Raw genomic sequence first — 10,332 nt, forward strand, 5'->3', positions numbered from 1 at the left:
CGAAAAGCAATGACCGAGCTCGACTGGAGCGAAATCCTGCTGCGCCTGGGCGTCGCCACACTTGCCGGCAGCGCGATCGGGCTCAACCGCGATTTGCAGGGCAAGCCGCTCGGGCTGAAGACGCTCGGCATCGTCGGCCTCTCCACCGCGACGGTGGTGCTGCTCGCGCTGCAGCTCTCCGAGCCCGGCAAGGTCGTCGATGCCACCAGCCGGGTCATCCAGGGCGTCCTCACCGGCATCGGCTTTCTCGGCGCCGGCGTCATCGTCCATGAAAGCGAGCGGCTTCGCGTTCGCGGGCTGACCAGCGCCGCCTGCACCTTCCTGGCCGCCTGCCTCGGCGTGGTCTGCGGCGCCGGACAGTGGAAGACCGTCGCGATCGCGCTGGCGCTGACCTTCGTGTTGCTCACGATCGGCCGCCGGATCGAGCGCCACCTGCACCGCATGCTCGGCGGCAAGGACGAGCCGCACGAGGACAACAGGCAGGCGTAGCAGCCCTTGCTCAAATCTTCCGCTCGCATATTGCTCCGACGCGCTGATAATTGCCGCGAATCGCTGAGCCCGCCTCCGGCGACCGTTCGAACCTGAGAGACATGATGGATACCAGCGCTCACGACCCCGGCGACGTCACGTTCGACTTCCGCGAACTGTCCGCGCGCGACAAATACAAGCTCTTGATCGGCACCGTCGTGCCGCGGCCGATCGCGCTGGTGACGACGGTCGACCCCGACGGGAAGATCAACGCCGCGCCGTTCAGCTTCGTCAACTGCCTGTCGGCCGATCCGCCGATTCTTGCGCTCGGAGTCGAGAACCATCCGGACATGCGGTTCAAGGACACCGGTCTCAACATCCGCCTGACCGAGGTCTTCACCGTCAACATCGTCTCGCACGCCATTGCCGAAGCGATGCATGTCTGCGCCGTGCCGTTCGCGCCGGAGCAGGATGAACTTCAGGCCGCGGGCCTGACTGCGATGCCGGGCAAGACCGTGGCGTCACCCTGGATCAAGGAGGCGCCGGCCGCCTTCGAATGCCGCCGACATGTCACGCTCGAACTCGGCAAGTCGCGTCAGATCATCCTGGGCGAGATTCTATTCGCGCATTACCACGCGGAGGTCGTGGATGCCGAGCGCCTCCACATCGATCCGGCGAAACTCGATGCCATCGCCAGGCTCGGTGGCAGCACCTGCTCCACCATTCGCGACCGTTTCGACATGGAAACGCCGACGCTCGACGACTATTGGAGCCAGCGGCAGTCGTAGGCGATCGTCGATCACGGGGTCCTTGTTGCGCGAGTTCTAAGCTACCCGCGAGTTCCTGCAGCCTCGAGAAAGAGCGGCCCTCGCTCAAGGGGTTCGAGCGAAGGCCAAAGTAAAGGAGAGGAACGGGTCGCCAATCGTGGTGCGATTCCGTTGTTCCTAGGTCGGAGGCCGAAGTCCCGGCGACGAGACCCAATCGTCCAGATGCGCCGTGGTGTCCGCGTTGCGCGCCTGCTTGAGAAGCTGGTCCCGCTCGACGCCCGCTGGCAGCGCCTCGGCGCGCTCACGCATCGCGAGGGCAAGCCTCGCCAAGGTCTCTCGGAGTGTCTCGGCTTGTTGGACGCGACGCCAGTGCTTCATGTCGCACCCCCGTCCAATCAGGGATCCCGGGGTCCGATCATGGATCCCTGGTTAACGCTACGACCGAACAACGCGGCGTTCTTCAACATAGGTTATGGCTGCACTGCGATTTAGACGGCCGCGACCGTCAGCCGAGGCTTGCGCGGATCGATATCTGCAAGACGCGCGCACCGTCCTCGGTCTGCACCTCCAGACGCCAATCATCGTCGGGCTGCAGATCACCATCGAGGTCGCGCAAGCAGTCGCCGGCGTACCGTGTCGCGACTTCCCAGGCCGCGCGTCGATCCGGAAGTTCCTGGCCAAGCTCGTCGCGGTCGTTCAACCGATCGCCGCTACAGATGTTGAAGTAGAATTTGGGCATCGCCAAACCCCGTCCCGGGATTCCTGACGAGTAAAGTAACCCATGTTAATTTCGTTCCTATTTCGCCCTGCTGGTTTTGCGCCGAAGGGGCGAAGCCAGTAAGCACCTGACCGACGCCGGCGGGACGACATTCCTGTTTTTCATCGGCATTAGCTAGGTTAACGACTGGCGCCGTCCGCATCGTCATCCTCACTTTCGGAGATTTGGGGGTGCGTGATGTCATTGTTTCAACGGCTCTGCTTCGTCGCCGCCGCAACTGGAATGATCGTCCTCGTCGCCGCCAGCGTCACGCTGCTGTTGTCCTGACCGGTTTGCTGGGCCGCGGATCAATGGTCACGACGAGCTGGGTTGCCGGCGCATGCGCAAGCTCCAACCATCTGATCGCTTCATCGATCCAATGGTCGTGGTTGAGAGGATCGGCCGCCGCCTGTTCGCGGCAGGCGGCCGCTTGGATCAGACAGGCCTCCCTGCGATCCACGGGATTCACTTCGGCATGGGCTGGCCCGATGTGGCCAACCATCCGTTGATGCTTCGTGCAATCTCCGCCTGACGCGCTTTCTGCAACATGATGTTGCGAGCTTCACCGAGCGGAAGCCTTCCCGCCGCCTTGCGCGCCGCGACCGCCGCCTGCTCCAATCGATCGTCGAAGGGTACGGTCTGCTTACGGCGGTTGCGCTTCTGTGTCATGGAAACCTCCGGTCCGGTTTCCACGCGGCGCCTCGACGGCGCCGATGTCGCTAACCTGGGTTACAGCGCATCGACCTATAAATTTGCACTTCGGAGGAACAATCATGCCCTCTTCGCGTCTCGCGCGAAGACACCGAGCGCGGCATCCGGACCTCAAAGGGTTGGCGATTGATGCAGGTAACGGGGTTCGAAATCCGCTAGTTCCTGAAACTTCCGCTCGTCAAGCACGGTGACGCGGCCGCGATTGAGCTCGACGATCCCCTCCTGGCGCAGCTGTCTGATCACCCGGTTGGCGTGCACTGCGGTGATGCCCAGCGCCTCGCCGATCTGCTCCTGCGTCAGAGGCATTTCAAAGCTGTCGCTGTCCAGCCGCCCGATCATCCTGAGGCGCTCGCGCAGCTCGATCATGACATGGGCGAGCCGTGCCGGTGCGGGACGTTGGCCGACATTGACGATCCATTCGCGAAACATGGCGGAGTCGATCAGCGTGTCGCGCCAGAACATCTCGGCCACGCGCGGGCTGCGCCGATGCAATTTTTGCAGCGCCTCATGACTGATGAAACCGAGCGTCGCCGGCGTCAGAGTTGATAGATCATGGTCCATCACGTGCAGAAACAGGCTCATGAGATCAGGGATCTCGCCGGGGATATGCAGCGAAAGGATCTGCCGCTTGCCATTCGCGAGGGTCTTGGAGCGCGCGCAAAATCCGTCCACGATCAGGCAGCAGTCGGTCGCACGCTCGCCATCGCGCACCACCGCCGTCTCGGCCGGAAACTGCCGCACCGAGATCGGAAGGGCTTCGACCTCCCTGATATCCTCCTCCGCAATTGCGGAAGAAACGCGCAGTCGCTCGATGAGCGCCGCGCGGATCGCGTCGCTGGGCACTTTCTCCGGCTCCCGTCGTGGAGAAGGAACTCAAGGCGCCGCAGCGCCCGCCGGGACAAAACCCGCGATCGCCTCGCACGGTTCCAACAAAAGTTAAGGACGCGGCTTGGTGGCGCGTGGTTGGCTTGGCGCTCGAAAGGGCAATTCATCATGAAGAAGCGCAATCGTACGCGACCGGCCCAGTCCCTTCAGGAACGCCTGACCAGGTTCACGCAGAACGCCCGCGCCGCGGCCAACAATCTTCCGGTCGGCGCCGAGCGTCACGCACTGCTGCAAAAGGCACGCGACGGCGAGGCCGCCGCGGCGATGGAGCGTTTGCTCTCCTCCCCCAACCCACAAGGTCCGAAATAGGCGGGCCGGGCGGCCGGATCGCTAGTGCTTTACCATCAGCGGGAGCGCAGGTGCGAAGCGCTCCTCGAACGTCAAAGTCCTGGCCTGGTGGACCGCGGCGAACGACGCCGAGATTCCTGCTGAAGCAACCACGGCCAAGCCAATTGCGAAAACCAGACGGCGCATGTGAGCCTCCCTTGTGAGCTCGACTACCATGATTAAGTGGAGCGGCTCTGTTTCAGGACGGTTTCGTCAGCGCGGAAAATGATTGCGTTCAAGCGGCTGTGATGAGGTCGGCCTCGTCGGGCCGCATGCCATCACCAGCTCATGAGTATCGCCGTTGTCTTGCAGCGAGCGCGAGCAGTGACGGGAATTTCCCGCCCGCGAGCGCGATCGGATATCGCAAGGACACAGCGACAGGCACACCCTGCTTGCGTGCCGCGCCTTCGAGGAAACTCACATGAAGATCGTGATTCAAAAGCTCAATGGTCTGTGGCACCTCATCGTCGGGTCGTATCGAATCCGTACCCCCTTTCTGGAGACCCAGGACCGCGCGCTGGTCGTGACATACGCCAGGCGCGCCTACCCTGGCGCTAAGATCTTCCAGCGCGACTGATGGAAGCGTTGCGCGCCTCAATCGTCCGATGCCGGCCCGCACCAGCCGGGCAGGTAGATTGCATCCTTGCTCTTGGCCGCAGCCAGCGCCTTCTCGAGCGCCTTGTCGAAATTGGCGTCCACCGCCTTGCGCGACAACTTGCGGCGCAGGAAGTCGGCCCAGAGAAATTCGGAGAAGGGCGTGGTGTCCTTGGCGAAGCCGCCCATGCGGCGGAGTTCGCCAGCGAGGCTGCGGAACGGATCGTCCTTGAGATCGGCGACCGATTTCGGCAGATCGCGGAATGACCGGCGCTCGCCCTTGGAGTCGTAAGGGTAGACCCAGCGCTTGTTGTCCATCACGCCCCAGAACGCTTCTTTCTCGACCATGCGAAGGTCGCCGACGACAGTGACCAGCACCTGCTTGATGCCCTCGTCGTGGAGCGCGCGGCCGAGATGGTGATGGTCGATGACGTAGTAGCGTCCGTCAGGGCCGGCGACGACGGGGATCATGTGGGTGCCAAGCAGGTCGGACTGCTTGTTCTTGCCGTGCTCGCGCCAGCGCTTGCGCTTCTCCTTGACCTCGCGCATGCCGACCGTCATCTGCGTCGGCCGAAGCGACAGGATCGGTACCGGGTGCACTCTCGGCTCGCGCGCGTTGGTCGTCATGATCGAGGGCCTCTCATCTGGTTCCAAGCTGTCGTCCGGGTTCCCGATTATGCCATGGGCCTTGCGGCGGCAACATGCGTTCGGGAGACACCAAGCGCGATCCGGACCCGCAGTGTTGCAGCGCAACCCAGAGGTTCCTGATGCCGGGATGACAACCGGGGCCGGTGATGACGCTTCTGTCCAGGAAGATCATGCCAACGCGCAATGCACGTGCGCGTCGAGAAGATTTTCTGCACCCACGAAGTCGCCTGTGCTATCTAGAAATCGCTGCTTCGGAGTGATCCCCGCCCCATGAAATCCCAGCGGCCCATAACCTCGGACGACGAGCACCAGGTGCTCCAGTTCAGGCCGCGCACGACGCCCGCTCCGGTGATCCGTCGGGGCAGCGGCGTCGTCCAGAAGCTGCATGCAGAGGCGCCCGAGCCGCTCGACCTGTCGCGCTACCAGCAGCCCCGCGCCGAGCCCGACGATTACCGGCATCGCATGCTCGCCAACATCGCCGCGCTCGCCTTTACCATCGCCCTGACTGCGATCGGGATCTGGCTCGCGGTCAGCATCGCCGATCTGCGCCGCACACAGGATTGCGTGCTGATGGGCCGCCGGGACTGCGTCAGGATCACGACACCGCACATCTAGGCCCGGCCGGCGACGTCGTCGCGGCCGGGACAAGCCCGGCCATGACGGTGCGACCATAGAACGCCAGTACAGGGATGGGGCAGCATCCCCAGCCCTGTCCGCCACCCCGTCCGGCTCCATTGAACTCGGGGCGGCGCTCCGATATACGGGCTCTCGACCCGTCCAGAGGGGGGTTTGAGGGCGTCATCAGGGGCGCGATGCCCACCCACCGTGCCGCTCTGGGAACCTGACAAATATCAGCAATATATCAAAGGCTTAGTGATGTCCTCCACATTCGATCAGGTCGCTACGATCATCGCTGAAACCTGCGACATCCCGCGCGACACGATCACGCCGGATAGCCATGCCATCGATGACCTCGGCATCGACAGCCTCGATTTCCTGGACATCGCGTTCGCGATCGACAAGCAGTTCGGCATCAAGCTGCCGCTGGAAAAGTGGACCCAGGAAGTCAACGACGGCAAGGCGACCACCGAGCAGTATTTCGTGCTGAAGAACCTGTGCGCGCGCATCGACGAGCTGGTTGCCGCCAAGGGCGCGAGCGCCTGATCGGGCGGTCATGCAACTCGAATACTTCCACATGATCGATCGCATCGTCGACCTCAAGGTCGACGAGAAGACGATCGTCGTCGAGGCCCAGGTCCCCAAGGAGAGCACCGTCTTCGAGGGGCACTTCCCGGGCTATCCCCTGATGCCCGGCGTGCTGCTGATCGAATCGATGGCACAGGCCTCGGGCTTTCTCCTGCTTGGTGTGCTCAAGTTCGAGCGCATGCCGATTCTTGCTGCCGTGAAGGAAGCCAAAGTCCGCGGCTCGGTGTTTCCGGGCGACCTCATGACGCTCGAGGCGAGCGTCGCCCATGAGGGCTCGGGCTACGCGATGACCGAGGCGAAGCTCCGGGTTGGCGGCAAGCTCCGCGCGAACTCGAGCCTCACTTTTACGCTGATCCCCTTCCCCAATCCGGATATGCGCGGATACATGGACGCGGTCGCAACCCGCGTCGGCTTTCCGCAACAGGCCGTTTCGCCATGACTGACACCGTTTCGAAGCCGGGCCAGACCGAAGTCTGGATCACCGGTATTGGTCTTGCCACCTCGCTTGGCGAAGGGCTCGACGCCAACTGGGCCGCGCTCCAGGAAAAGCGCATCAATGTCGACGAGACCGGCTTTGCGCCCTTCATCGTGCACCCGCTGCTGCCCGTCTCCTTCGACAGCCAGATCCCGAAGAAGGGTGACCAGCGCCAGATGGAAGCCTGGCAGCGCATCGGCGTCTATGCCGCGGGCCTCGCGCTCGACTCGGCCGGCATCAAGGGCAACAAGGATATCCTGTCGAAGATCGACATGGTGGTGGCTGCCGGCGGCGGCGAGCGCGACCTCAACGTCGACACCGGCGTACTGAACGCCGAAGCCAGGGGCGCCAATGCCCCCGGCTTCCTCAACGAGCGACTGATGAGCGATCTCCGGCCGACGTTGTTTCTGGCCCAGCTCTCCAATCTGCTCGCCGGCAACATCGCCATCGTCAACGGTCTTGGCGGCACCTCCCGCACCTTCATGGGCGAAGAGGTTGCGGGCGCCGATGCGCTGCGCATCGCGCTGTCGCGCATCGCCTCGGGCGAGAGCGACATTGCGCTGGTCGGCGGCTCGCACAATGGCGAGCGCAAGGACCTGTTGGTCCTCTATGAATTCGGCGACTTCAACCTGAAGGACAAGTTCGCTCCGGTCTGGGCGCGCAAGGACCATCCCGGCTTCGCGCTCGGCTCGGCCGGCGCCTTCCTTGTGCTGGAATCGAAAGCGCACGCGGAAGCGCGCGGCGCCAAGCCTTACGCAAAACTGTCGAGCGTGGTGACCGATCTGGCCCGCCGCAAGCAGTCCGGCGACATGGAAGCGACGCTGGAGAAGCTCTGGGACAAGCTGCCGAAGCGCGCGGGCAAGGGCGCGATCATCTCGGGCGCATCAGGCGCAGAGCCGGCGACCTCGGAGGAGCGCGACTTCCTGAAGAAGCACACCGACTTCCCGGTACGCGCGACCGGTACGATGTTCGGGCACACCATGGAAACGCAGTTCCCGCTCGGGATTGCGCTCGCCGCGCTCTCGATCTCGCGTGGCGCGCTGTTCCCGCCGAACGATTCGACCGGGACCGAGATTGAAATGCAGGGGGCGCCCACCCAGATTGTCGTGGTGGGAGCCGGACACTGGCGCGGCGAAGGCATGGCGCTGGTCGAGGCGGTTGACTAGCTTCATCGGGGGACGATCGACATGACTGCACCACGCGACAAACTCGGGCGTCCCGTCGTCGTCGTCACCGGCATGGGCATCATGACCTCGCTCGGTGCCGGCAAGGCCGAGAATTGGTCGAAGCTCGTTGCAGGCGAATCCGGCATCCGCACCATCACGCGCTTTCCCGTCGACGGCCTGAAGACCACGATGGCCGGCACGGTCGATTTCGTCAGCGTCGATCCGTTCTCCTCGACCGGCCTGTCCGAGCGGATGGCCGAGCTCGTCACGGAGGAAGCCCTCGAGCAGGCCGGCATCGGCGCCAAGGGCGATTTCCCGGGTCCGCTCTTCCTCGCGGTTGCGCCGGTCGAGGTGGAGTGGCCGCAGCGCCGCGAGCTCGGCCGCACCGTGGGCGCGCCCGACTTCACTTACGACGATCTCTTGCGCATCTCCGGCGGCGGCAAGTTCAGCGCCTATCATCATCGCTTCATGTTCGGCTCGGTCGCAGCCCACCTCGCCGAGACCTTCGGCACCAAGGGCTCGCCGATCTCGCTGTCGACGGCCTGCGCATCCGGCGCGACCTCGATCCAGCTCGGCGTCGAGGCGATCCGCCGCGGCGAGACCGATGCGGCGCTGTGCGTCGCCACCGACGGCACCGTGAATCCGGAAGCGCTGGTGCGCTTCTCGCTGCTGTCGGCGCTGTCGACCCAGAACGATCCGCCGCAGGCCGCCTCCCGCCCCTTCTCCAAGAACCGCGACGGTTTTGTCATGGCCGAAGGCGCCGGCGCGCTTGTGCTGGAGAGCTACGAAGCAGCTCTCGCGCGTGGAGCAAAGATTCTCGGCGTGATCGCCGGCTGCGGCGAGCTCACCGATTCCTTCCATCGCACCCGCTCCTCGCCCGACGGCAAGCCGATCATCGGCTGCATGAACAAGACCCTGGCAGATGCCGGCATGACGCCCGACCAGATCGACCACATCAACGCGCACGGCACCGCGACGCCCGAGAACGACAAGATGGAGTTCAACACGACCTCGGCCGTGTTCGGCGATCTCGCCCAGAAGATTCCGGTCACCTCCAACAAGTCGATGGTCGGCCACACCATCTCGGCGGCCGGCGCGGTCGAGGCGATCTTCTCGCTGCTGACGCTCGAGCATCAGCGCATTCCGCCGACCATCAATTACGAGACGCCCGATCCCACCATCCTGTTCAACGTGGTCGGCAACAAGGCGCGCGATGCCCGCGTCACCGCCGTGATGTCGAACTCGTTCGGCTTCGGCGGCCAGAACGCCTCGCTGATCCTGACCCGCGAACCGGCCTGACCAACGCAGCATGGCGCTGATTCCCATCAGCACGAAGATTCGCGCGCGCAATGCAGCCAAATCGATCGCCGGAGGCCTGATCGGCGCCGCCACCGTCGGCATGCTGCGCACCACGCGCTATTTCGACCCGGTCAAGACCTCCGACTTTTTCGCGCGCGTCACCAAGCTGATCGGGCCGCGCCTGCGCGAGCATCGCATCGGCCGCGCCAATCTCACCGCGGCGTTTCCCGAGAAGTCGCCCGAGGAGATCGAGCAGATCCTGATGGGCGTGTGGGACAATCTCGGCCGCGTCGGTGCCGAGTTCGCCCATATCGACCATGTCTGGAATTACGATCGCGCACATCCGGAACGCAGCCGGATCGAGTTGTCGCCGCGCACCGTCGAGATCTACGACCGGATCAGGGACGACGGCAAGCCGGCGCTGATTTTCGCCGCGCACCTGGCCAATTGGGAATTGCCCGCGCTCGCCGCGCCCGCGCACGGGCTCGATGCGGCGATCCTCTACCGCCGGCCCAACATCGCCTCCGCCGACCGCATCATCCAGGAGATGCGCCAGGTCAACATGGGCACGCTGATTCCGGCGGGCCGCGACGCGCCCTTGCGGCTCGGACAGGCGCTCAAGGACGGCAAGCACGTCGCCATGCTGATCGACCAATATCTGGCCGGCGGCGTCGAGGTCACCTTTTTCGGCCGCAAGACCCGCGCCAACCCGACACTGGCGCGCCTGCTCCGCCAGGTCGAGTGCCCGATCCACGGCGTGCGCATCATCCGCCTGCCAAACTTCCGCTTCCGCGCCGAGCTGACCGAAGAGATTCCCCCGGTGCGCGACGCCGACGGCAAGATCGACATCCAGGGCACGATGCAGGCGATCACGAGCGTGGTCGAAGGCTGGGTGCGCGAATATCCCGAGCAGTGGCTGTGGCTGCACCGGCGGTGGCGGTAGGCGCTCTGTCATTGCGAGCGCAGCGAAGCAATCCAGAATCCCTCCGCGGAAAGACTCTGGATTGCTTCGCTGCGCTCGCAATGACG

Annotated in this window: 15 protein-coding genes; 10 read left to right on the forward strand and 5 right to left on the reverse strand. The window is 64.3% G+C overall.

The genetic code is table 11. The annotated features are described in order from the left end of the window. Positions 1–9 precede the first annotated feature (9 nt). Together AOQ71_RS38250 and AOQ71_RS38255 are read left to right on the forward strand one after the other, a co-directional pair. A complete protein-coding gene (locus tag AOQ71_RS38250) occupies positions 10–489 on the forward strand; it encodes an MgtC/SapB family protein (protein ID WP_057758359.1) in 480 nt (159 codons plus the stop codon). Positions 490–593: 104 nt separating this feature from the next. Continuing rightward, the gene (locus tag AOQ71_RS38255) at positions 594–1,256 is read left to right on the forward strand and encodes a flavin reductase family protein (RefSeq protein ID WP_057759056.1); all 663 of its coding nucleotides are present in this window, start codon (positions 594–596) and stop codon (positions 1,254–1,256) included. A gap of 156 nt (positions 1,257–1,412) precedes the next feature. On the opposite strand, the gene AOQ71_RS49295 is transcribed toward AOQ71_RS38255, so the two are convergent. The 4 genes from AOQ71_RS49295 to AOQ71_RS38280 form a co-directional block, all read right to left on the reverse strand. Beyond that, entirely contained in the window at positions 1,413–1,565 is a 153-nt protein-coding gene (locus tag AOQ71_RS49295; protein ID WP_245317365.1) for a hypothetical protein, read from the reverse strand. Positions 1,566–1,740: 175 nt separating this feature from the next. Continuing rightward, complete coding sequence (locus tag AOQ71_RS38265) at positions 1,741–1,974, reverse strand: DUF6894 family protein (RefSeq protein ID WP_057758362.1); 234 nt, start codon at positions 1,972–1,974, stop codon at positions 1,741–1,743. A 483-nt stretch (positions 1,975–2,457) separates the two neighbouring features. Continuing rightward, entirely contained in the window at positions 2,458–2,661 is a 204-nt protein-coding gene (locus AOQ71_RS38275) for a hypothetical protein (RefSeq protein ID WP_057758366.1), read from the reverse strand. A 153-nt stretch (positions 2,662–2,814) separates the two neighbouring features. Continuing rightward, positions 2,815–3,546 (reverse strand): Crp/Fnr family transcriptional regulator, encoded by a 732-nt coding sequence (locus AOQ71_RS38280; RefSeq protein ID WP_057758368.1) that lies wholly within the window; start codon positions 3,544–3,546, stop codon positions 2,815–2,817. A 150-nt stretch (positions 3,547–3,696) separates the two neighbouring features. Between AOQ71_RS38280 and AOQ71_RS38285 the strand changes: the two genes are divergently transcribed. Next, positions 3,697–3,897: a hypothetical protein gene (locus AOQ71_RS38285; RefSeq protein ID WP_063958347.1), complete on the forward strand. Its 201-nt coding sequence runs from the start codon at positions 3,697–3,699 to the stop codon at positions 3,895–3,897. Positions 3,898–4,336: 439 nt separating this feature from the next. Then, positions 4,337–4,492, forward strand: coding sequence for a hypothetical protein (locus tag AOQ71_RS46525; RefSeq protein ID WP_167354019.1), 156 nt, complete (start codon positions 4,337–4,339; stop codon positions 4,490–4,492). A 17-nt stretch (positions 4,493–4,509) separates the two neighbouring features. On the opposite strand, the gene AOQ71_RS38290 is transcribed toward AOQ71_RS46525, so the two are convergent. Next, positions 4,510–5,136, reverse strand: coding sequence for a ParB-like protein (locus tag AOQ71_RS38290; RefSeq protein ID WP_057758369.1), 627 nt, complete (start codon positions 5,134–5,136; stop codon positions 4,510–4,512). A gap of 291 nt (positions 5,137–5,427) precedes the next feature. On the opposite strand from AOQ71_RS38290, the gene AOQ71_RS38295 reads away from it, so the two are divergent. The 6 genes from AOQ71_RS38295 to AOQ71_RS38320 all read left to right on the forward strand — a co-directional run bounded on the left by AOQ71_RS38295 (position 5,428) and on the right by AOQ71_RS38320 (position 10,246). Continuing rightward, entirely contained in the window at positions 5,428–5,772 is a 345-nt protein-coding gene (locus AOQ71_RS38295; protein WP_057758371.1) for a hypothetical protein, read from the forward strand. Between the two features lie 261 nt (positions 5,773–6,033). Then, positions 6,034–6,321 carry an acyl carrier protein gene (locus AOQ71_RS38300; RefSeq protein WP_007592476.1) on the forward strand — a complete coding sequence of 96 codons (288 nt, stop codon included), beginning with the start codon at positions 6,034–6,036 and terminating at the stop codon, positions 6,319–6,321. A gap of 10 nt (positions 6,322–6,331) precedes the next feature. Continuing rightward, positions 6,332–6,802 (forward strand): 3-hydroxyacyl-ACP dehydratase FabZ family protein, encoded by a 471-nt coding sequence (locus AOQ71_RS38305; protein ID WP_057758373.1) that lies wholly within the window; start codon positions 6,332–6,334, stop codon positions 6,800–6,802. After that, complete coding sequence (locus AOQ71_RS38310; protein ID WP_057758375.1) at positions 6,799–8,004, forward strand: beta-ketoacyl-ACP synthase; 1,206 nt, start codon at positions 6,799–6,801, stop codon at positions 8,002–8,004. Before AOQ71_RS38305 ends, AOQ71_RS38310 begins: the two co-directional genes overlap by 4 nt. Before the next feature lie 21 nt (positions 8,005–8,025). After that, on the forward strand, positions 8,026–9,303 hold the full coding sequence (locus tag AOQ71_RS38315) for a beta-ketoacyl-ACP synthase (RefSeq protein WP_057758377.1): 1,278 nt from the start codon (positions 8,026–8,028) through the stop codon (positions 9,301–9,303). Positions 9,304–9,313: 10 nt separating this feature from the next. Then, entirely contained in the window at positions 9,314–10,246 is a 933-nt protein-coding gene (locus AOQ71_RS38320) for a lipid A biosynthesis lauroyl acyltransferase (protein WP_057758379.1), read from the forward strand. Positions 10,247–10,332 lie beyond the last annotated feature (86 nt).

The sequence above is a fragment of the Bradyrhizobium manausense genome (assembly GCF_001440035.1).
Taxonomy (GTDB): domain Bacteria; phylum Pseudomonadota; class Alphaproteobacteria; order Rhizobiales; family Xanthobacteraceae; genus Bradyrhizobium; species Bradyrhizobium manausense.

Excerpts from the sequence above, each read along its gene's own strand:
- AOQ71_RS38295 (WP_057758371.1), top strand. The coding sequence starts at position 5,428 with ATGAAATCCCAGCGGCCCATAACCTCGGACGACGAGCACCAGGTGCTC.
- AOQ71_RS38250 (WP_057758359.1), top strand. The coding sequence starts at position 10 with ATGACCGAGCTCGACTGGAGCGAAATCCTGCTGCGCCTGGGCGTCGCC.
- AOQ71_RS46525 (WP_167354019.1), top strand. The coding sequence starts at position 4,337 with ATGAAGATCGTGATTCAAAAGCTCAATGGTCTGTGGCACCTCATCGTC.
- AOQ71_RS38300 (WP_007592476.1), top strand. The coding sequence starts at position 6,034 with ATGTCCTCCACATTCGATCAGGTCGCTACGATCATCGCTGAAACCTGC.
- AOQ71_RS38315 (WP_057758377.1), top strand. The coding sequence starts at position 8,026 with ATGACTGCACCACGCGACAAACTCGGGCGTCCCGTCGTCGTCGTCACC.
- AOQ71_RS38320 (WP_057758379.1), top strand. The coding sequence starts at position 9,314 with ATGGCGCTGATTCCCATCAGCACGAAGATTCGCGCGCGCAATGCAGCC.
- AOQ71_RS38275 (WP_057758366.1), bottom strand. The coding sequence starts at position 2,661 with ATGACACAGAAGCGCAACCGCCGTAAGCAGACCGTACCCTTCGACGAT.
- AOQ71_RS38290 (WP_057758369.1), bottom strand. The coding sequence starts at position 5,136 with ATGACGACCAACGCGCGCGAGCCGAGAGTGCACCCGGTACCGATCCTG.
- AOQ71_RS38305 (WP_057758373.1), top strand. The coding sequence starts at position 6,332 with ATGCAACTCGAATACTTCCACATGATCGATCGCATCGTCGACCTCAAG.
- AOQ71_RS38310 (WP_057758375.1), top strand. The coding sequence starts at position 6,799 with ATGACTGACACCGTTTCGAAGCCGGGCCAGACCGAAGTCTGGATCACC.
- AOQ71_RS38265 (WP_057758362.1), bottom strand. The coding sequence starts at position 1,974 with ATGCCCAAATTCTACTTCAACATCTGTAGCGGCGATCGGTTGAACGAC.
- AOQ71_RS38255 (WP_057759056.1), top strand. The coding sequence starts at position 594 with ATGGATACCAGCGCTCACGACCCCGGCGACGTCACGTTCGACTTCCGC.
- AOQ71_RS38285 (WP_063958347.1), top strand. The coding sequence starts at position 3,697 with ATGAAGAAGCGCAATCGTACGCGACCGGCCCAGTCCCTTCAGGAACGC.